The 19190-nt window shown below is 71.0% G+C and carries 21 protein-coding genes; 12 read left to right on the forward strand and 9 right to left on the reverse strand.

Annotated features, from left to right (window positions below; translation table 11 throughout):
* Window positions 1-62: 62 nt before the first annotated feature.
* From ACFYYB_RS00715 to ACFYYB_RS00740, 6 genes are all read right to left on the reverse strand, one after another.
* Window positions 63-1022, reverse strand: a complete 960-nt coding sequence (locus ACFYYB_RS00715) for a carbohydrate ABC transporter permease (RefSeq protein ID WP_389432365.1) — start codon at window positions 1020-1022, stop codon at window positions 63-65.
* Entirely contained in the window at window positions 1019-1948 is a 930-nt protein-coding gene (locus ACFYYB_RS00720) for a carbohydrate ABC transporter permease (protein ID WP_389432367.1), read from the reverse strand. The genes ACFYYB_RS00715 and ACFYYB_RS00720 overlap by 4 nt, the downstream gene beginning before the upstream one ends.
* A gap of 123 nt (window positions 1949-2071) precedes the next feature.
* Window positions 2072-3382, reverse strand: coding sequence for an ABC transporter substrate-binding protein (locus ACFYYB_RS00725; RefSeq protein ID WP_389432368.1), 1311 nt, complete (start codon window positions 3380-3382; stop codon window positions 2072-2074).
* 115 nt (window positions 3383-3497) lie between these two features.
* Window positions 3498-4619 carry a substrate-binding domain-containing protein gene (locus ACFYYB_RS00730; protein WP_389432370.1) on the reverse strand — a complete coding sequence of 374 codons (1122 nt, stop codon included), beginning with the start codon at window positions 4617-4619 and terminating at the stop codon, window positions 3498-3500.
* A gap of 126 nt (window positions 4620-4745) precedes the next feature.
* A complete protein-coding gene (locus ACFYYB_RS00735) occupies window positions 4746-5483 on the reverse strand; it encodes a ribonuclease H (RefSeq protein WP_389432372.1) in 738 nt (245 codons plus the stop codon).
* A gap of 107 nt (window positions 5484-5590) precedes the next feature.
* Window positions 5591-7855, reverse strand: coding sequence for an MMPL family transporter (locus tag ACFYYB_RS00740; protein WP_389432374.1), 2265 nt, complete (start codon window positions 7853-7855; stop codon window positions 5591-5593).
* A gap of 114 nt (window positions 7856-7969) precedes the next feature.
* Between ACFYYB_RS00740 and ACFYYB_RS00745 the strand changes: the two genes are divergently transcribed.
* The 9 genes from ACFYYB_RS00745 (at window position 7970) to ACFYYB_RS00785 (ending at window position 14975) form a co-directional block, all read left to right on the forward strand.
* On the forward strand, window positions 7970-8653 hold the full coding sequence (locus tag ACFYYB_RS00745; protein WP_389432375.1) for a TetR/AcrR family transcriptional regulator: 684 nt from the start codon (window positions 7970-7972) through the stop codon (window positions 8651-8653).
* Window positions 8650-9396 (forward strand): DUF2993 domain-containing protein, encoded by a 747-nt coding sequence (locus tag ACFYYB_RS00750; protein ID WP_389432377.1) that lies wholly within the window; start codon window positions 8650-8652, stop codon window positions 9394-9396. The genes ACFYYB_RS00745 and ACFYYB_RS00750 overlap by 4 nt, the downstream gene beginning before the upstream one ends.
* A 114-nt stretch (window positions 9397-9510) precedes the next feature.
* Window positions 9511-9927: a hypothetical protein gene (locus ACFYYB_RS00755; protein ID WP_389432378.1), complete on the forward strand. Its 417-nt coding sequence runs from the start codon at window positions 9511-9513 to the stop codon at window positions 9925-9927.
* A gap of 99 nt (window positions 9928-10026) precedes the next feature.
* Window positions 10027-10446, forward strand: a complete 420-nt coding sequence (locus tag ACFYYB_RS00760) for an SgcJ/EcaC family oxidoreductase (protein WP_389432379.1) — start codon at window positions 10027-10029, stop codon at window positions 10444-10446.
* Window positions 10447-10570: 124 nt separating this feature from the next.
* Window positions 10571-11536 (forward strand): ADP-ribosylglycohydrolase family protein, encoded by a 966-nt coding sequence (locus ACFYYB_RS00765; RefSeq protein ID WP_389432380.1) that lies wholly within the window; start codon window positions 10571-10573, stop codon window positions 11534-11536.
* Window positions 11537-11552: 16 nt separating this feature from the next.
* Window positions 11553-12287, forward strand: a complete 735-nt coding sequence (locus tag ACFYYB_RS00770) for a class I SAM-dependent methyltransferase (RefSeq protein ID WP_389432381.1) — start codon at window positions 11553-11555, stop codon at window positions 12285-12287.
* Window positions 12288-12366: 79 nt separating this feature from the next.
* Complete coding sequence (locus ACFYYB_RS00775) at window positions 12367-13071, forward strand: VanZ family protein (protein ID WP_389432382.1); 705 nt, start codon at window positions 12367-12369, stop codon at window positions 13069-13071.
* Window positions 13072-13134: 63 nt separating this feature from the next.
* On the forward strand, window positions 13135-13821 hold the full coding sequence (locus ACFYYB_RS00780; RefSeq protein WP_389432384.1) for a response regulator transcription factor: 687 nt from the start codon (window positions 13135-13137) through the stop codon (window positions 13819-13821).
* A 119-nt stretch (window positions 13822-13940) separates the two neighbouring features.
* On the forward strand, window positions 13941-14975 hold the full coding sequence (locus ACFYYB_RS00785; RefSeq protein ID WP_389433430.1) for a sensor histidine kinase: 1035 nt from the start codon (window positions 13941-13943) through the stop codon (window positions 14973-14975).
* A 51-nt stretch (window positions 14976-15026) separates the two neighbouring features.
* On the opposite strand, the gene ACFYYB_RS00790 is transcribed toward ACFYYB_RS00785, so the two are convergent.
* The 3 genes from ACFYYB_RS00790 to ACFYYB_RS00800 form a co-directional block, all read right to left on the reverse strand.
* Complete coding sequence (locus ACFYYB_RS00790) at window positions 15027-15482, reverse strand: nuclear transport factor 2 family protein (RefSeq protein ID WP_389432386.1); 456 nt, start codon at window positions 15480-15482, stop codon at window positions 15027-15029.
* A gap of 157 nt (window positions 15483-15639) precedes the next feature.
* Window positions 15640-16473, reverse strand: a complete 834-nt coding sequence (locus ACFYYB_RS00795) for an IS5 family transposase (RefSeq protein WP_389432387.1) — start codon at window positions 16471-16473, stop codon at window positions 15640-15642.
* 41 nt (window positions 16474-16514) lie between these two features.
* A complete protein-coding gene (locus ACFYYB_RS00800) occupies window positions 16515-16820 on the reverse strand; it encodes a hypothetical protein (RefSeq protein WP_351172280.1) in 306 nt (101 codons plus the stop codon).
* Window positions 16821-17041: 221 nt separating this feature from the next.
* On the opposite strand from ACFYYB_RS00800, the gene ACFYYB_RS00805 reads away from it, so the two are divergent.
* The 3 genes from ACFYYB_RS00805 to ACFYYB_RS00815 all read left to right on the forward strand — a co-directional run bounded on the left by ACFYYB_RS00805 (window position 17042) and on the right by ACFYYB_RS00815 (window position 19137).
* Entirely contained in the window at window positions 17042-17911 is an 870-nt protein-coding gene (locus tag ACFYYB_RS00805) for an IS5 family transposase (RefSeq protein ID WP_389432389.1), read from the forward strand.
* 73 nt (window positions 17912-17984) lie between these two features.
* On the forward strand, window positions 17985-18326 hold the full coding sequence (locus tag ACFYYB_RS00810; RefSeq protein WP_389432391.1) for a hypothetical protein: 342 nt from the start codon (window positions 17985-17987) through the stop codon (window positions 18324-18326).
* A gap of 40 nt (window positions 18327-18366) precedes the next feature.
* Entirely contained in the window at window positions 18367-19137 is a 771-nt protein-coding gene (locus ACFYYB_RS00815; RefSeq protein WP_389433431.1) for a transposase, read from the forward strand.
* Window positions 19138-19190: the final 53 nt, after the last annotated feature.

The raw sequence follows: 19190 nt of genomic DNA on the forward strand, positions 1-19190 counted from the left end.
GGGCTTGCGGGGCGCGTCGGGGGCACCGGATGGGGCGGGCTCGCGGGTCGGGTCGGGGTTCGTCACTTGAGCGCTCCCGCCGAGAGTCCGGAGCGCCAGAACCGCTGCAGGCCGACGAAGGCGAGGGCGAGCGGGACGACGGCCACCAGGGATCCGGTGATCACCAGGGAATAGAACTCCGGTCGCTCGAGCACGAATTGGTTCCAGCTGTAGATGCCGAGCACCGCCGGATACAGGTGCTGGTCGTTGAGCATGACCAGCGGGCCGAAGAAGTTGTTCCAGCTCCCGGTGAAGGAGAAGAGGAAGAGGGTCATGAAGCCGGGCAGGAGCATCGGCAGCGAGATCGACCGGAAGACGCGCAGCTCGCTCGCCCCGTCGATGCGGGCGGCTTCCAGGACCTCACCGGGTACGTAGCCCTCGGAGAAGACCCGTGCCAGGTAGACGCCGAAGGGGTTCACGAGCGCCGGGACGAGCACCGACCAGTAGGTGTTGACGATCCCGACCTCGGAGGCGAGGAGGTATTGCGGGAGGGTGATGATCACGCTGGGCACGAGGGTGCCCGTCAGGACGAGGCCGAAGAGCGCGCCCTTGCCGCGGAACTCGTACTTGTCGAAGCAGTATCCGGCGGCGACGCTGATCAGCGAGGACGCCAGTGACCCGACGACGGAGTAGAGGAGGCTGTTGAGCAGCCAGCGACCGAAGATGCCGTCGCCGTACGTGAAGACGGCCCGGAGATTGTCGAAGAAGTGGAAGTCTCCGAAGGCGAAGCCCGCCGTCCCGAAGAGGTCGGCGTGGTTCTTGGTGGCGGCGATCAGCAGCCAGGTCAGCGGCATCAGGGTGTAGAGGACCGCCACCAGGAGCACGGCGTTGACCACGGCCCTGGAGGCCATGGCACCGCTCCGGCGCGGCCTCGCGGCCGTCGTGCGAGCCGCCCGCCGGGCGGTCGGGGCTCCGGGGGCGGGCGCCGGTTCGGCTCCGGGAGCGGCCTCGGGCGGGGCCGAGGGGGCGGTCTGGGTGCTCATGCCGAGTCACCTCGCTTTCCGATCCGGGTGACGACGTAGGAGAGGGTGCCGGCGACGAGGGCCACGATGAGCGAGGCGGAGGAGGCGAGGCCGTAGTCGTGCCGCTCGAAGGCCGCCTTGTAGATGAACATCATCGGAGACCAGTCCGAGCCCATCGAGCCGGCCCGCTTCGACAGGAGCATCGGCTCGCCGAAAATCTGGACCACGCCGACACAGGTGAACAGGAGGGTGAGGAACACGGCGGAGCGGATCATCGGCAGTTTGATCCGCAGGGCGATGCGCAGTTCACCGGCGCCGTCCATGACGCCCGCTTCGATGACCTCGCGGGGCACGGCCTGCAGCGCGGCGAAGAAGATGATCATGTTGTAGCCGATCCACTGCCAGGCCGCGACGTTCACCAGGGAGGGCAGGACGCTGCCGGGGGCGAAGAAGTCCCACTGGCCGCCCGCCCCTTCGATCCAGTCCAGGACCGGGCTCAGGCCGGGGGTGTAGAGGTAGGTCCAGATGATCGCCGCGATCAGCCCGGGAACCGCGTGCGGCATGAAGACGGCGAACTGGACGAGTCGCTTGGCCTTGGCCGCGGCCGAGTCGACGAGCAGGGCCAGGGCGAGCGCCACGCCGATCATCACGGGGATGTAGACGGCGCAGTACGCGGCCACGTGCAGGAAGGAGGAGGTGAAGCCGTGGTCGCCGAGCGCCTTGGTGTAGTTCCCGAGCCCACTGAAGACCCGCTCGGTGCCGCCGAATCCGAGACCGGAGGACTGCTCGGTGAAGAAGCTCATCCAGAGCGCGTACGCGACGGGCAGGACCAGGACCGCGGTGAAGAGCAGGAAGAACGGGCCGAGGAAGACGAGCACCGCCCCGCCCTGGCCTGGCCGGCGCACGGGCGCGGCGCCGCGCGCTGAACGAGTGAGTGGTGCTGCCACCGGATCTCCTTGGTGGGTGCGCTACGGAGGAACGGACGGGGAGGGGAGTTCACTTCGGAACGGGGCGGAGCGGGGCGGGGCGGGGCCCGGGTGCCGAGAAGGCTTCGGGCCCCGCGGCGGCGCCTACTTCGCGAGGTTGAGCCCCCGGCCCTTGATGGCCGCCTCGGCGGCGGCCTGTCCGGCCGCGAGTCCGTCGGCCAGGGTGCCCTTGAGCCCGGCGTCCTGGATGGCGGTGTTGGTGGCGGTCTGCACCGGTCCCCAGACCCAGCCCGGGACGATGGTGTCGACCTGGGCGCCGGAGATCTCGTAGACCTTGTCACCGCCGAAGAAGCCCTTGTCGTCGAAGGCCGCGGCGGCGATCGGACGGAGCTCGGGGCTGGCGGGCAGGCTACTGCTCGGCGACTTCAGGCTGCTGAGGCGGGCCTTGACGCCCTCGGGGCTGGTGGCCGCCCAGGTGGCGAACTCGGCCGCTTCCTTGACGTGCTTGCTGCCCTTGGTGACGGCGTAGCTGGTGCCGCCGAACATGCCGGTGGCCGGGGTGCCCCAGTGCGGCAGCGGGGCGACGCCCCACTTGCCCGAGTCCTTGGCCAGGGCGGTCATCGTGCCGCCCGCGCTCCACGAGGCGCCGATGAAGCTGGCCATGACCCCGTCGGCCTTGGCCTTCGCGAACTCGGGGCCGTTGATCTTCAGGTTCATCACCAGGTCGTCCTTGACCAGGCCCTGCCAGTACGAGGCCACCTTCTGGGAAGGGGCGTCGTTGATGTCGACCTTCCAGCCATCACCCTCGGTGCCGTACCACTTGGCACCGGCCTGCCAGGAGAGCGCCGCGAGCAGGGGCGCGTCGTCGTTGCCCCAGCCGCCGATGCGCACGTTCTTGTCGGAGGCCTTGATCTTCTCGGCGGCGGCCTTGTACTCGTCCCAGGTCTTGGGGACTTCGACGCCCGCGTTCTTGAAGAGGTCCTTGCGGTAGTAGAGGAGGTTGGGCGTGGCGTCGTACGGCACGGCCCAGGTCTTGCCGCCGAGGGTCACCCGGTCCTGGACGCCCTGGGGGAACTTCGCCTTCACGGTGGCACCGGCCGGGGCGGTGATGTCCGCCAGGAAGCCCTGGCTGACGAACTCCGGGAGGGTCGGGTACTCGATGCCCGCGACGTCGGGTGCGTTCCCGGCCTTGATCGCGTTACTGATCTTGGCGTACCCGTCCGGCCCGCCGGTGATGGCCGAGAAGGTGACCTTGATGTTCGGGTGGGACGCGTTGAAGGCGTCCACCACCTGCTGGGCGCCGCCGGTCCAGCCCCAATAGGTCAGGTTGACCGGCCCCTTGGGGGCGGCGTCGGCCTTGGACGCGGCCCCCTCGCTCCCACCGCAGGCAGTGGCGAACAGGGCCAGCGAGAAGGCGGCGAGGGCGGCGCGGGAGGTACGGGAAGTGAGCTTCACTGCTCTGCTCCTCAGGTGCGAGCCGTGGATGCGGCGAGGTGATGCACATCATTCGGCCAGAGGAGAAGCGAGTCAATAGAAAAGGAAAGTTTGAGAAAGGAAAGCGAAGTAACGGTTAGGCCTCGCTCGAAGCGCGCACCCGGAGCTCCGGAAGGATGGCGATCCGCCGTCTGGGCCGGCCCGGCTCGCGCAGCCGGCGTACGAGCAACTCCACGCCCGTGACACCGACTTCGTGCTTCGAAGGCGCCACCGCGCTCAGTGGCAGGTCGGCCAGGGAGGCCACCTCGTCGTCGTACGACACCAGCGCCACATCGCCCGGCACGGACAGCGCGGCGCCGCGCAGCCGCTGCATCAGCACCATGGCCTCGTGGTCGGGATGGACCAGGGCGGCGTCGACGCGCCCCTCCCGCACCGCTTCGACGAAGGCGGCCATCACCTCTTCGTAGGCGGCCTCGCCCGCGCCGTGCTCCGCCAGGTCGAGGAAGAGCGCGTGCCCGGCGACACCGGGGCCCGCCTCGGCCATCGCCGCGTCGTAACCCTCCTTGATCCAGGGTGCGGTGGGGGTCCCGCCGCGCATCACGAGGGCGATCCTGCGACGACCGGCGTCCAGGAGGTGGCGCACCGCCAGCCTGGCTCCGTACCCGTGGTCCGTGCCGACGTGCTCGGCGGCGGAGGCCTGCTGTTCGGGGCGGCGCTCGATCAGGACGACGGGAACGCCGAGCTCCTCGTACCACTGGCCGCCGGGCTTGCCGTCGCCGGCCGAGGGCGCGAGCAGCAGCCCGTCGACGCCGTCCGCCACCATCCGCGCGGCCTGCGCCTTCTCGGTCTGCACGTCGTACGTGGACACGGCGAGGGTCAGCCGCACCCCTAGGGTGTCCGCCGCCTCCCGGGCCCCCTTGATCACCTCGGGGTAGTAGTAGGCGGACGAGGGCACGATCAGCCCGAGGACCAGCGGCCGGCCGGCCCCGGCTCCGGTCCCCGCCCCCGCGGCGGGAGCGGCCGAGGCCGCGCGGGCCGCCGCCGGGGCGGCGGTCACCGGGGCGGTCTCCGCCCAGTCCTCGGGCAGCATCGCACCGCCGTGCACCCGGGCCAGCAGGCCTCGCTCCGCCAGGACTTCGACGTCCTTGCGCACCGTCACCACGGACACGCCGAGCTCCGCCGCGAAGTCCGTGACGCGCATGGAGCCCGCTTCGCGGACCCGGCGCAGGATCGCCTGCTGTCGTTCCTCTGCGTGCACGGTGGAGCTCCCCTCGACTGCGTCCCTGGTCGAGGTCAGGGTAGCGCGCGCGAGCGGAAACTTACGTTTCCTTTCGAACGAAAGGATTGCGTAGAACCCGCCCTCCCCGGCCGCGCCCGGCGGGCGCTATCCGGCGTCCGGGTCTCCGCCGCAGTCGGGGTGCCCCCAGCGCGATCCGAGCTTGCTGATCTTCTCCCCCGCCGCGTACTGCTTCCCGCAGGGGCAGGTGCCGGGGAACTTGGCCTTGATGGTCACCCCGGCCCGGCCGGCGGTCTTGGTGGCGGTCGCGCTCTTGGCCGGCGCTGCTCCGGTCGTCCGGCGGGCGGAGGCGCCGCGGGCCGAGGTGCTGCGGGCCGGAGTGCTGCGGGCCGGCGCCGGGACCGGCATGGACGCGTGACCCAGCGCGGTACCGGCCGGCTCCTGGCTCACGGCCGCGTCGCTGGCCGCCTGGTCGGCGATCGCGTTCAGGTGGTCACCGTCCTCGCGGTGCGCGGGGACGTAGCGGAACTCCACGTCCCGGTCGGTCAGCAGGGCGTCGATGCTCTCGACGAGCTCGCGGTTGGCCACCGGCTTGCCCGCGGCGTTCTTCCAGCCGTTGCGCTTCCAGTTCGGGAGCCACTGGGTCACGGCCTTCATGGCGTACTGGGAGTCCATCCGCACCTGCACGGCCGTGCCGGGGGCCACGGCCTCCAGCAGCCGCTGCAGGGCGGTGAGTTCGCCCACGTTGTTGGTAGCCCGGCCGAGCGGCCCGGCCTCCCAGCGCTCAGGGTTCCCGTGGGCGTCGGCGATGACCCAGGCCCATGCGGCCGGCCCGGGATTTCCCTTGGCCGCCCCGTCGCAGGCGGCGATGATGCGATCAGACATCCCCCGATCATGCCTCACCGCGACCGCTGCCCGTGCCCACGACTGCGGACTGCGGCTGCGGCTGCGGCTGCCGCTGCCCGCAGCCCCCAGCCCCCAGCCCCCAGCCGTCAGGCTCCGGCCGCCGGTCCGGCTCCCACTCCGGCTCCGGCTTCCTCCCCCTCCGGTGCCGCGCCCGGCCCCCGCGACCCCTCCGGCCGTTCCTCGCCGTGCGGCCGCGGCAGGAGCCGGTCCAGGAAGGGCGGCAGCCACCAGTTGACCCGGCCCATCAGGAACATCGCCGACGGGACCAGCACCAGCCGCACCACGGTGGCGTCCAGGATCACGCTCACCGCCAGGCCCACCGCGAGCATCTTCACCACGACCGTGGGCGAAGCCGCGAAGGACAGGAAGACCGCGGTCATGATGAGCGCCGCACTGGAGATGACCCGGCCGGTGGCCGCCAGGCCCGTACCGACGGCCAGGGTGTTGTCCCCGGTGCGGTGCCAGGAACCGGCGATGGCGGAGAGCAGGAAGATCTCGTAGTCCATCGAGAGGCCGAAGACGATCGCGAACATCATCATCGGGACGAACGACTCGATGGGGACGGGCTCCGACACCCCGATCAGCCCGCTCCCCCAGCCCCACTGGAACACCGCGACGAGGACCCCGTAGGACGCGGCGGTCGTGAACAGGTTCAGCACGACCGCCTTGAGCGGAACCACCACGCTGCGGAACACGAAGGTCAGCAGGACGAGCGCGGCGGCCAGCACGATGCCGATGATGAGGGGCAGCCGGTCCTTGACGGTGTCGCGGAAGTCCAGCTGCCCGGCGGTGGATCCGGTGAGATAGCCCTCCGCGCCGGTGCCGTCGAGCGCGGTCGGCAGGGTGGTCCCGGTCAGCGTCGTGAACAGGCTGCCCGTGCCGGCGCTCTGCGGTCCGGTGGCCGGGGTGACGGTGGAGACGAGCAGGCGGCCGTCAGGGCTGGGCGCGAGCGGGGTGAACCGGGCTATCCCGGCCGTGTCCCGCAGCGCCGCCGTGAGGTCGGCGCCGATCCGGTCGGCCGGAACGGTGGCCCCGTGGAGATCGGCCACCAGGAGGAAGGGGCCGTTGGCCCCGGGGCCGAAGCCGGGACCCTCGCCCTCGGCGATCCAGTCGTAGGCCGTGCGCGTGGTGCTGCCCGCCCGGTCGGCGCCGTCGTCCACGTGGCCCAGGCGCATCGAGAACAGCGGTACGGCGCACAGCGCGAGCAGCAGGGTGCCCGCGGTGAGGAACTTCCACGGGTACCGCGCCACGAGGGCGGCGTAGCGGTGCCAGCCGTCCTGGTCACCGGAGGTCTCGGCGACCGGGCGGCGCAGCGTGAACCGGTCGATCCGGCGCCCCACCAGGCCCAGTGCGGCCGGCACCAGGGTCAGGGCGGCCGCCCCGGTGACGACCACGACGAGGGTCGCGGCCAGGCCCATGCGGCCGATGAAGGTCAGTCCGCAGGTGTACAGGCTCAGCATGGCCACCGCGACGGTGACGGCGGCCACCAGGACGGCGCGTCCGCTGGTGGCGGCGGTACGGGCGGCCGCGTCGACCGGATCGTGCCCGTCGAGGAGGTCTTGGCGGAAGCGGGTGGTGAGGAAGAGGGCGTAGTCGATGCCCACGCCGAGACCGATCATGGTGGCCAGGGTGGGGGCGGCGGTCGCGAAGCTGACGACGCCCGCCACGATGCCGACGATTCCGAGCCCCACACCGACGCTGACCACCGCGGTAAGCAGCGGCAGCAGGGCGGCGGCGACGCTGCCGAAGGCGAGCAGGAGGATCAGCAGGGCCACGAGGACGCCCGCCGCCTCGCGCGCCTTGTCGTCGGCCGGCGGCCGGACGACCTGGTTCAGGTCCCCGCCGTACGCGACCTCCACGCCCGAGGCACGGGCCGCGGCGGTGGCCTTGTCGAGGGTGGCGGTGTACTCGTGCCCGAGGGTTTTGACCTGCCGGTCGAAGGAGACGGTGGTGTAGGCGGTACGGCCGTCCGCGCTGGTGACGACCGGGGACGCGGCGGTGACGTGGGGCATCCGGGCGAGCTGGGCCGCGCTCTCGTCGACGGCCTGGCGGTGCCCGGCCAGGGAGCCGGAATCGACGTGGAAGACCACGCGTCCGTTGGGATCCCCGACCCCGGGGGCGGACGCGGCCAGCAGGTCGGCGCCGGTACGGGACTGCGTGCTCGGGAGGCTGATCTGGTCGCTGTAGACCGGGGCGGCGAGCCGGCTGCCCGCCATCGCGCCGGCCAGCAGCAGGAGCCAGGCCGCGATCACCCAGACGGGGTGGCGGGCGCAGAAGCCGCCGAGGCGGCCGAGTCGGCTGCGATGGCTGCGACGGCCACGACGGCTCGTTCGGCCGAGAGGGGATTGCACGACGCCTCCAGGAAGTGTCAGGACTGACACGAAACACCTTGGCAGAAAATGTCACGACTGACAATTGTCAGTCATGACGATTGACAGGGCTGACGCCATTGCTAGGCTTCGACGGTGAACCAAGATCCGGCCGCGCCCGTCTCCGCGCCCCCGCCCCACTCCGAGCCGGAGGCGGCGACGGCCGAGCACGGCCTGCGCGAGCGGAAGAAGGAGCGGACGCGCGCACTGCTGCGCGAGGGCGCCGCCGCGCTGTTCGCCGAGCACGGTTTCGCGGGCACCACGGTCGCGGACATCGCCGCCTGCGCGAACGTCTCCGAGCGCACCTTCTTCCGCTACTTCGACAGCAAGGAAGCACTGCTCCTGCCCGACAGCGTCGACCTGTTCGCGTACGTCGAGGCGGAACTGGCCCGGCGCCCGGCGCACGAGGCCCCGCTCGACGCGGTCTGCAACGCCCTGATCGCCGCGGTGGCCCCGTTCGCGGCGTCCAGCCTCACCGCCCTGACCCACTCGGTGGCCATCGCGGGTGACGAGCGCGTGGTGGCCGCCCAACTCGTGCAGCTCTTCGCCGAATTCGAGGACCGGCTCACGCTCCTCGTGCTGAACCGGCTCCCCGCCGACACCCCCGAGGCCGACCTGCGCGCCGGGGTGATCGCCGGCGCCGCCCTGTCCGCCGTCCGCGCCGTCCTGCGCACCCAACGCCGGCGCCGTGCGAACGGCACCTTCACCGACACCCCGCCCTCCGCCCTCCTGCTGGAGGCCTTCGGAATGCTGAAGCAGATCGGATCCGCCGCACCATGAAGCTCCGCCGCACCCCCGCCCTGGTCGCCGCCGGCATAGCCACCGCCCTGATCGGCGCCTTCGCGGCCGACCTCGCGGTCGAACACACCGCCCAAGACCGCATCGCACGGGCGGCGGGCTGTCGCCTCCAGGCCCGCGGACCCGTCACCGCGGAGCTCTCCGGCACCTTCGCCGGACTCCGCGCGCTGACCGGCCAGGTGGGCTCCGTACACCTGGCGGCCGAGGACGTACGACGCGCCGGCATGGACATGGACGTGGACGTCAAGGCCGACCTGTACGACGTCACGCGCGACGGCGGCATGAGCGGCGGCCGGGCGACGGTCACCATCCCCTACGAAGCCCTGCAGAAGCGCCTGGCCGACTCGGGGGAAGCCACCGCGGGCATCGAGGGCCTGAAGGTGGGCGGCGACGCGAAGGGGCTCACCCTCACCGGGACCGTGGGCGGTCTGGGCCTGCCCGTCACGGTGCACGCGAGCACCGACACCACGGCGAGCGGCCTCACGATCACCCCGAACACGGTGACCGTACTGGGGCGCGAACTGCCGATAGCCACCGTGCGCGGGCTGCCCGGGGCGGGCGGCCTGGCCGAGCAGCTCGCACCCCGGACCGTGGAGGTCGGCGACCTGCCCGAGGGGGTCAGCCTCACCGGAGCCCGGACCACCGGCGCCGGCCTCACCCTGGACGCCTCCCTCGCGAAGTCCTTCACTCCGGACGCCGCCGGAGGCAGCTGCAAGGAGGCGTGACGCGCTCCAGGATTTCCGATTAGCAAAGGCCGCAGCACAGCCAATCCCCCCAGGCGAGCCCCACCCATTGACCCGAAATTGACTTTACGGATTCTTTAACTTTACCCTCCAGCCATGCGCAAATCATCCCCCGCCACTCTCCCCGCCCTCGCCCTGGCCTGCCTGGCGCTCGCCGCCGCCGGCTGCTCCACCGCCACGACCGAGAAGGCCGTGGAGCAGGTCGACAAGGTGGTGGACGAGACCTATGAGGTCACCTACGAGGTCACCGGCAAGACCGTCGACTCCGTCTCCTTCCACGACGGAGGCGGCACGGCCATCGCGCCGAACCTCGTGACCGCCGAGCAGCCGGGCACCGCCTGGTCGAAGACGGTCACGCTGCGCGGCATCATGCCCCCGGCGGTCTCCCCCAGCTCGGTCGACAACAGCGCCGACCTCACCTGCAAGGTCATCTACAAGGGCAAGGTCATCAAGGAGGCCAAGGGCGAGGCAGCCATGGCCGGCGGCTGCGTGACCGTGTCTCCGATCCCGTAGGGATCCGCAGGCGCCCCGTAGGCGATCCGTAGGCGATCCGGCCGCCGGGGAACTTCACACCTCAACACACTTGACCTCAACCGTGCTTGAGGCATCACCATGATCCCCATGACCACGGAATCACCGTCCCGCGCGGCGGACATCGAAGCGATCGGCCGGCTCGTCGCCACCGTCGAGCACTCCCAGCGGACCAAGGACCCCGAGGAGTTCCTCGGGCTCTTCCACCCCGACGCGATCTGGACGACGGCCCACGGCAAGGTCCTCATCGGTCTGGAGGCGATCTCGGAGTTCACCCGCAAGGTGCTGCCCGCGGCGAACTGGGACGGCCAGGTCACCTACGAGGTGGTCCACGTGCTCTTCATCCGCCCCGACGTCGCGGCCGTCAAGGTCCGCCAGCGCTACGTCTCCCCGGGCGAGGAGAGCGAGGGCGCCCCCCTGTACGTCATCGCGAAGCAGCCGGACGACCGTTGGCTGCTGACCGCCTGCCAGAACACCGGGGTCGTCGTCGACGGGGCCTGACGGCCTGGGGGACGGGACCCGAGGGGGACGGGACCCGAGGGGGACGCGCCCTAATCGGCTCGCGCGCGGCAGCCGCGGACGGAGAGGATGGCCCGGCCAGTCCACCCCGTCCGAAGGACCTCCGATGAGCCGCCCGCCGTACGCCCCATCCGCCCACGCCTCCCTGGACGGGCTGGTGATGGGCGATGCCTTCGGCGACAGCTGGTTCACTCTCTCCGGCGAGAACGTCGAGGAGCAGTGGGCGGCTCGCGGGCTCCGCCCCGCCCCGTGGCGGTGGACGGACGACTCCGCCATGGCGTTCGTGCTCTTCGCCCACCTCACGGCTCACGGGGAGGTCCGGCCCGGCGCTCTGGCACGGGAGTTCGCCGCCGAGTACGCGCGGGATTCGGGCCGCAAGTACGGGGCCTCCATGCACGAGGTGCTGGAACGGATCGGCGCGGGCGAGGCCTGGCGGGATGTCACCGGCGAGCAGTTCGGCGGGCAGGGTTCCTACGGCAACGGCGCCGCGATGCGGGTCGCTCCGCTCGGGGCCTGGTTCCGGAACGACCCGGAGGAGGCCGCCGCGCAAGCCCGGCTCTCCGCGCGGGCCACGCACGCCCATCCCGAGGCGGTCGCGGGCGCCGTCGCCGTGGCGGTGGCCGCCGCGCTGGCGGCGGCGAGCGCGGGCCACGACGCCCCGGTCCGCGCGGAGTTCCTCCGGGAGGTCGCCGGGTACGTACCGGGCAGCGAGGTCGGCTCCGGGCTGCGGGTGGCCGCCGGACTCCCCGCGGCCACGCCGGTGGACCGTGCCGCGTCCATACTGGGCTCGGGATGGCGGATCTCGGCCCGCGACACCGTGCCGTTCGCCCTGTGGTCCGCCGCGGGGCAGCTGGACGACCTGCCGGAGGCCTTGTGGCAGACCGTCGGCGGCTGGGGCGACCGCGACACGACGTGCGCGATCGCGGGCGGAGTCGTAGCGGCGCGCACCGGCACCGGCGGCGTCCCGGCCGCCTGGCTCTCGGCATGCGAAGCCGTTCCCGCGTGGAGCGGGTGGACACCGCCCGAGCGGCCGGCTCCCCCGCCTCAGCCCCTGGTCCGGCAGATCATGTGACTACTAGGCTGCCGCGATGGAACATGATCGGGATCAGAGTCAGGGTCAGGATCGGGCCAATGATTACGACGGCTTCGCCGAGGCGTACGCGGCGGAGAACGAGGGCAGCCTCGTGAACGCCTTCTACGAGCGGCCCGCGATGCTGGCCCTCGCTGCGGACGTCTCCGGCCGCCGGATCCTGGACGCGGGGTGCGGCTCGGGCCCCCTCACCGCGGCCCTGCGCGATCGCGGTGCGGTCGTCACCGGCCTCGACTCCAGCGCCGGCATGCTGGCGCTGGCCAGGCGGCGGCTCGGTGACGACGCGGCCCTGCACCTGGTCGACCTGCGTGAGCGCCTGCCGTTCGCCGACGGCGCGTTCGACGACGTGGTCGCGTCGCTGGTGCTGCACTACCTGGAGGACTGGGGACCGACGCTGGCCGAGTTGCGGCGCGTCCTCAGGCCCGGCGGCCGTCTGATCGCGTCCGTGGACCACCCCTTCGTGGCCTACACGATCCAGGACCCCCGCCCCGACTACTTCGCGGCCGGCAGCTACTCCTTCGACTGGACCTTCATCGGGACGGCCGTCCCGATGACGTTCTGGCGCAAGTCCCTGCACGCGATGACCGGTGCCTTCGCCGCCGCCGGGTTCCGGTTGTCCGTCATCAGCGAACCCCAGCCGGACCCGGCTGCCCGGGAGCTGTTCCCCGACGGCTTCCAGGACCTTGCGAGCACACCCTGTTTCCTGTTCTTCGTCGTCGAGGCGCCGCTGTAGGCGGCTCATCGCTGCCCTATCGCGGGCGTATCGAAAATCGCATACGGCCTCGCAACGGCCCACCGACTCCCCTGGGAACATGAACCACAACGCCTCCCCGTCGCCACCGCCCCGCCGCACGCGCAGGGTCGTACTCCTCGGCTTGGCGGCCCTCGGCGCGGCGAGCGTCCTGTACGTCATGCGCGGGCCGCTCCTGATGTCCGCGCCGAGGTGCATGGCCGGGCAGTGGCACGGATGCTTCGACACGTTCAACGGCGTGGTCCTCATGACCCTCGTGGCCGTGCCGCCGGCCCTGCTGCTCGTGTGGGCCCTGGCGCGCCGCCGGCGTGCCGCGGGCGTCGCATCGGCGTGGCGGATCTCCCTGGCCGAGGTCGGCATGGTGCACGGGACGCTGCCGTTCGTGTGGATGACCATGATGCCGGGGTCCGGAGCCGGAATCGTTCCCGGCCGGTTCAGCCTGGTACCGCTGCGCGACCTCGTCACGATGGGGCCGCTCGGCATCGGCGGCAACCTGCTGGTCTTCGCCTCGCTGGGGTTCTTCGCCCCGATGCGGTGGGCGGCACTGGCCTCCGTGCCGAGGGTGCTGGCCCTCGGGGCGGGATGCTCGGTCCTGATCGAGGTGGCGCAGTACGTCCTGCAACTGGACCGGGTCTCCTCCGTGGACGACGTCCTGGTCAACGCCACCGGCGCCGCCCTGGCCGCGCTGGCTTCGCGCCGCTGGTGGCGCACCACGGCGCCGGAGCCGTCGGACCGGCCCGAGCCCGTCCTGTCTCCGGCGGGCTGACGCCCGTACCCGATGGGCGCCACGCATACGACGGCGATATGTCCCGGTGTCTAGGCTTCGGGCATGCGCGTACTGATCGTCGAGGACGAGCCCTACCTGGCCGAGGCCGTCCGAGACGGCCTGCGGCTGGAGGCGATCGCCGCCGACATCGCCGGCGACGGCGACACCGCCCTGGAACTGCTCGGCGTGAACTCCTACGACCTCGCGATCCTCGACCGTGACATCCCCGGCCCCTCCGGCGACGAGGTCGCGCGCCGCATCGTCGCCTCCGGCAGCGGCATCCCGATCCTCATGCTCACCGCTGCCGACCGGATCGACGACAAGGCGTCCGGGTTCGGGCTCGGCGCCGACGACTACCTCACCAAGCCGTTCGAGCTGCGGGAGCTCGTCCTGCGGCTGCGGGCGCTCGACCGCAGGCGCGCGTACGCCCGGCCCCCGGTCCGCGAGATCGCGGGCCTGCGGCTCGACCCCTTCCGCCGGGAGGTCTTCCGCGACGGGCGCTACGTCGCGCTCACCCGCAAGCAGTTCGCCGTGCTGGAAGTCCTCGTCGCCGCCGAGGGCGGGGTCGTCAGCGCCGAGGACCTGCTGGAACGGGCCTGGGACGAGAACGCGGACCCCCTCACCAACGCCGTGCGCATCACCGTCTCGGCCCTGCGCAAACGGCTCGGCGAACCGTGGATCATCGCCACGGTGCCCGGTGTCGGCTACCGCATCGACGCCCAGCCGGAGACCGGGAGCACCACCTCATGAACCAGGGCATGAACCAGGTCGTGCACCAGGTCGTGCACCAGGTCGTGCACCGGGTTGCCAAGAGAGCCCCCGGATGGAGCGTTCGCTCCAAACTCACCCTCAGCTACGCCGGATTCCTCATGGTCGCCGGCGTCCTGCTGCTCGCGGCGGTGTGGCTGTTCCTCCTGCGGTACGTCCCCGACCGCGCGCTCATCGTGTCCGCCGAGCCCCCCGCCAACGGCGTGTTCCCCATCCGTTCCAACCTCCTGCGCGTCTTCGCTCCGAGGGCGGCCGCGGTACTGGCGTTCCTGCTGGTGCTCGGCCTCGTGGGCGGGTGGATCCTCGCCGGGCGGATGCTCGCGCCCCTCACCCGGATCACGGACGCGGCGCGGACGGCCGGAAACCGGTCGCTGTCCCACCGGATCCACATGACGGGCCGCCAGGACGAATTCCGTGAACTCTCCGACGCGTTCGACTCGATGCTCGAACAGCTGGAGTCCCACGTGGCCGAGCAGCAGCGGTTCGCGGCGAACGCCTCCCACGAGCTGCGCACCCCCCTGGCCATCTCCCGGACGCTCCTCGACGTGGCCCGCAAGGACCCGACCCTCGACCGGGGCGAGCTCATCGAACGCCTGCACGTCGTGAACGCGCGGGCGATCGACCTCACCGAGGCCCTCCTGCTGCTCAGCCACGGCGACCGCGCGGACTTCGCCCGCGAGGGCGTCGACCTCTCGCTCCTCGCCGAGGAAGCCGCCGAAACCCTGCTCCCCCTCGCCGAGCAGCGCCGCATCAACCTCGACGTCACCGGCGGGGCGGCCCGGACCGACGGCTCCGCGGAGCTCCTGCTGCGGATGGTGACGAACCTCGTTCAGAACGCCGTCGTCCACAACCTCCCCACCGGCGGGACCGTGACGGTCCACACCGAGGAGGACGGCGGCACGAGCGTGCTGCGGGTCGAGAACACGGGCCCCCGGCTCGCGCCGGAACTGGTCCCGACGCTCACCGAACCCTTCCGCCGCGCGACGGAACGCGTACGCACCGACGAGCACGCCGGCGCCGGCCTCGGTCTGGCCATCGTGCAGAGCATCGTCCGCGCCCACACCGGCACCCTCGACCTCGCCCCCCGTCCGGCCGGCGGTCTCGTGGTGACGGTCCGGCTCCCGGGCGCGCGCTAGGCGACGCCCGTATACCCGTGCGTGGCTGAGGCCGACGACTTCGCCGATGCCTCAGCGATCCCCGCCCGGCTCCTTCACATCGAACGCCTGGGCGACGGCAAGGCTGTCCTCGTAGACATGGTGCCGGGTGACGAGGCCGTCCTCGACAGTGAGGTGCAACGCGAACCGGGCGCGATAGGCGCGTCCGGTGGGGCGGGCCGTCTGACGGATCTCGCCGAGCACGACCGCGTCGTTTCCGTCTATGAGGACGCGCTCGATCTCGGTCGCCGCCTGCCCGGGCACGTGGTGCTCGGCGAGTTCGCGGAAATGAGCGGCGGCATCGGCACGGGTGGCACGATGGCGGATCCACGGGGTGGCGGGCCGGCCGTGCTCGGCCTCCGGCCAGTCCAGTCTCCAGTCGCCCCGTTCGGCGTACATCTCGGCGATGCGCTCGGGATCGCCCTCGCCGATCCGGCGCAGCAGTTCCTCCAGCACGGCGCGGGTGGTTGCGGGTACGGCTGTGGACACGACTCATCACTCCGATCCGGCATCCGCGTCCGGCCGACGCGGCGAGATCGGCATTCTCGCCCGTGCCGACCGCTCCGTGCCATTACCTCCCGGGTCATGGCACGGAGCACAAGGACCCGCCTTCGCGACAGGCGGCCCTAGAGCGTGTCGTCAAATGTCACGCCCGCATCAGGAGCGATGCGAGGGTGACGGCGGCTTGGTAGGACTCGGCGGTCTTGTCGTACCGGGTTGCGATGCCGCGCCACTGCTTGAGGCGGTTGAAGCACCGTTCCACGATGTTGCGCCGCTTGTAGAGCTCCTTGTCGAAGGCCGGAGGGCGACCGCCGAGGCTGCCGCGCCGGAGCCGGTTGCGGACCTGGTCGGCCCGCTCGGGGATGGTGTGGCCGATGCCGCGCCGCCGTAGCCAGGTGCGGATAGCTCTGGAGCTGTATCCCTTGTCGCCCAAGACGGGGGCAGGCCGCACCCGGGGCCGTCCCGGGCCGATGCGAGGTACCCGTATCGCGACCATCACGTCGGTGAACTGAGTGCCGTCGTTGGTGTTGCCGCCCGTGACGGTGAACGCGAGCGGGCGGCCCAAGGCATCGCAAGCAAGATGAATCTTGCTGGTCAGACCGCCTCGGGAGCGTCCAAGACCAGGGCTGCGGAGCCCCCATTTTCGGGCCCCGGCAGCGTGCTGGTGGGCGCGGACGATGGTGGAGTCGACTGATACCAACCAGTTGACCTCACCGGCGGCGTCCGCCCGTGCCCGTGCTTCCCGGAGCATCCGCTCGAAGGTGCCGTCCTTGGCCCATCGACGGAAGCGGGTGTGCAGCGTGGCCCAGGATCCGAACCTCTCCGGGCCGTCCCGCCAAGCCGTGCCCGTCCGGAACTTCCAGACGATCCCGTTCAGGACCGTCCGGTCATCCAGCCGTTTCCTCCCCCGTTCCGACCGAGGCAACAGAGGACGGATGAACTCCCACTCGGCGTCCGACAGTTCATGGCGACCTATCACCCGACCATGATCCACTAGTCACGCAGACAGCGTTTTCCCGCCTACGGCAGCAACGGATTCGCCGGCTGCGATCCGTGCCCGGCGAGATAGAGCTTCATGGCGCACTGGTCTTCGGCCTCGATGAACACCTGCTGCCCCCAATGAGCACTGAGACGGTGCGCGACATCGACGAGTCGGCGACGTTCCTCCGGCGAGTATGCCGGGAACCGGACCCAGCCTCGTTCGGCGATGGTGTTGCCGAGATCGCTGAAGAACACCGCCCGCACGCGCTGCTCTTCCTCCTCGGTCAGCGGCGTGGAGCCGCCTTCCCTAGGCTGCACCCGGACGTTGTACAGGTCTCGGATCACTGGCTTCTCGCAATTCGTCGGGGCTGTTCTCGGAGAGGATATCGGCGCAGCCAGTGGCCACAGCTGCCGGAATATCGGAGCGTCTCCCCTCACCTGGATGCCGCCGCGCGGCCTACGGTGCTGGATGCCACGGGTCTCACCGAGGCCACTTTGACGACAGCGCCTAGGTCGTGCTTTAGAACTGGGGTCCGTGTCTCGGCTCGTGCCGTGATGATCTCGGTGTGGGGCGAGGGGATCTTTCAGATGGCCAGTGGGCGGTGCTGGGGCCGTTGTTGCCGGTCGCGGGGGTGGGCAAGGCTTCGGTGTGCCGGCGGCGGTTGATCGACGGAATCCGCTGGCGGGTGCGTACCGGCGCCCCGTGGCGTGATCTGCCCACGGAATACGGTCCGTGGCAGACGGTCTATGGGCTGTTCCGGCGCTGGCAGCGCAATGGCGTCTGGTCGTCGGTGCTGACCGGGTTGCAGGCCCGAGCGGATGCCGCCGGGCTGATCACCTGGGACGTGAACGTCGACTCCACGATCTGCCGGGCGCATCAACACGCGGCCGGCGCCCGTCGGGACGGTCGAACCCAGAAAGAGCCGCCGGGCGGCCACCGGTCCGAACCGGACGATCACGGCCTGGGCCGGTCCCGCGGCGGCTGGACCACAAAGATTCACCTGGCCTGTGAGCAAGGCCAGCGGCCGTTATCCCTGCTGGTCACAGCCGGTCAGCGGGGAGATAGCCCGCAGTTCACGGCAGTGCTGGAAGCTATCCGGGTCCCTCGTCTCGGCCTGGGCCGGCCCCGGGTCCGCCCGTTGCGGGTGCGGGCCGACAAGGCCTACTCATCGCGCGCGAACCGTGCCTATCTCCGGCGGCGCGGGATCCGCCGCACCATTCCGGAACCGTCCGATCAGGCCGGTCACCGTAAGCGCCGGGGGATGTCGGGCGGGCGGCCTCCGGCCTTCGACCGTGATGACTACAAGGCCCGGCACGCGGTCGAGTGCGGCATCAACCGGCTGAAGCGGCACCGGGCGGTTGCCACCCGCTTCGACAAACTCGCGGTCCGCTTCGGAGCCACCGTCCTCATCGCCGCGATCAACGAATGGCTGTGACCTGCCGGACGTGTCGGTCCCGCATGCCATTCTGGCCGCGATCGAGTCAGCGGGTTGAGGGGAGACAGGGACGATGGGGGCTGCGTACTACCGGGCCGAGAGCGAGAGCGGCGACCACATCGACGACCCGTCCGAGGATGCCCTGTTCATGCTGATCGACGACCTCAACGACTCGGACAACACCTTCGTCGTCATCCAGCCCGACGAAGACGACCCGGTCTGGTTCACCTCCGTCGCCGTCCTGGACGAAGGTGGCTACGAGGTCGTCCGCCGCGATAACACCCGCCGCGAACACGACGTCGTCAGCGAGACCAGCATCGACCGGATCGCCCGCGACCTCACGATCTGGATGGCCGCCCGCGACTTTCCCGGACGACCCACCCAGCACACCAGCAACTTCTCAAACAGGCCCTAAAGGTTGTTACAGAACGTCTGTGATGGGGCATTTCTCTTGTATGGGTGGGGTGTTGCGGGCTGAGGTGTTGTGGGTTGAGACGTTCACCGGCTTGCGGTTCGAGCGGTTCGCGAAGCTGGTGAAGGTGGTGCGGGAGCGGGGCGGTGACGGGCCCGGTGGTGGGCGTCCGTGGTGTCTGCCGCTGGCGGACCGGGTGCTGCTGGTGGCGGTGTACTACCGCACGAACCTCACGATGCGCCAGCTCGCGCCGCTGTTCGGGATCTCCCCGGCCACCGTCTGCCGGGTGATCAACAAGCTCGGACCGCTCCTCGCGCTGGAGCCGGCCCCGCGGCCGGTCGCCGACGTGGACCGGTTGTGGATCGTGGACGGCACCTTGATCCCGGTCCGCGACCGCACCGTGGCCGCCTCGTCCCGCAACTACCGGTTCTCGGCAAACGTGCAGGTCATCATCGACGCGGAAAGCCGCCTGGTCGTCGCCTCGGCACGGCCGGCACCGGGCAACAAGGCCGATGCCCACGTCTGGCGGGATTCGGACCTGCCGGTGACGGCGGCCGGGACGACGGTCATCGCGGACGGCGCCTACCTGAGCACCGGGCTGATCGTCCCGCACCGCAGACGAGCCGGACGCCCCCTCCTGCGCGGCCAGGAAGAAGACAACGCCGAACACCGACGGGTCCGCGCCCGCGTCGAGCACACCTTCGCCCGCATGAAGAACTGGAAGATCCTCCGCGACTGCCGCCAGAAAGGCAACGGCCTCCACCACGCCGTCCAAGCCGTCGCCACCATGCACAACCTCGCCACGACACGGTGAACCAACAGGTCAAACACCACTCCGGACTGCCGAAGCCGGACCTTCTGCAACAA

This window comes from Streptomyces sp. NPDC002886 (assembly GCF_042888445.1).
Classification (GTDB): domain Bacteria; phylum Actinomycetota; class Actinomycetes; order Streptomycetales; family Streptomycetaceae; genus Streptomyces.

What these genes read in the sequence shown, in the direction of transcription:
- ACFYYB_RS00715 (WP_389432365.1), bottom strand. Translation starts at nt 1,022, where the DNA reads ATGAGCACCCAGACCGCCCCCTCGGCCCCGCCCGAGGCCGCTCCCGGA.
- ACFYYB_RS00735 (WP_389432372.1), bottom strand. Translation starts at nt 5,483, where the DNA reads ATGTCTGATCGCATCATCGCCGCCTGCGACGGGGCGGCCAAGGGAAAT.
- ACFYYB_RS00750 (WP_389432377.1), top strand. Translation starts at nt 8,650, where the DNA reads ATGAAGCTCCGCCGCACCCCCGCCCTGGTCGCCGCCGGCATAGCCACC.
- ACFYYB_RS00755 (WP_389432378.1), top strand. Translation starts at nt 9,511, where the DNA reads ATGCGCAAATCATCCCCCGCCACTCTCCCCGCCCTCGCCCTGGCCTGC.
- ACFYYB_RS00760 (WP_389432379.1), top strand. Translation starts at nt 10,027, where the DNA reads ATGATCCCCATGACCACGGAATCACCGTCCCGCGCGGCGGACATCGAA.
- ACFYYB_RS00765 (WP_389432380.1), top strand. Translation starts at nt 10,571, where the DNA reads ATGAGCCGCCCGCCGTACGCCCCATCCGCCCACGCCTCCCTGGACGGG.
- ACFYYB_RS00770 (WP_389432381.1), top strand. Translation starts at nt 11,553, where the DNA reads ATGGAACATGATCGGGATCAGAGTCAGGGTCAGGATCGGGCCAATGAT.
- ACFYYB_RS00775 (WP_389432382.1), top strand. Translation starts at nt 12,367, where the DNA reads ATGAACCACAACGCCTCCCCGTCGCCACCGCCCCGCCGCACGCGCAGG.
- ACFYYB_RS00780 (WP_389432384.1), top strand. Translation starts at nt 13,135, where the DNA reads ATGCGCGTACTGATCGTCGAGGACGAGCCCTACCTGGCCGAGGCCGTC.
- ACFYYB_RS00785 (WP_389433430.1), top strand. Translation starts at nt 13,941, where the DNA reads ATGGTCGCCGGCGTCCTGCTGCTCGCGGCGGTGTGGCTGTTCCTCCTG.
- ACFYYB_RS00810 (WP_389432391.1), top strand. Translation starts at nt 17,985, where the DNA reads ATGGGGGCTGCGTACTACCGGGCCGAGAGCGAGAGCGGCGACCACATC.
- ACFYYB_RS00815 (WP_389433431.1), top strand. Translation starts at nt 18,367, where the DNA reads ATGGGTGGGGTGTTGCGGGCTGAGGTGTTGTGGGTTGAGACGTTCACC.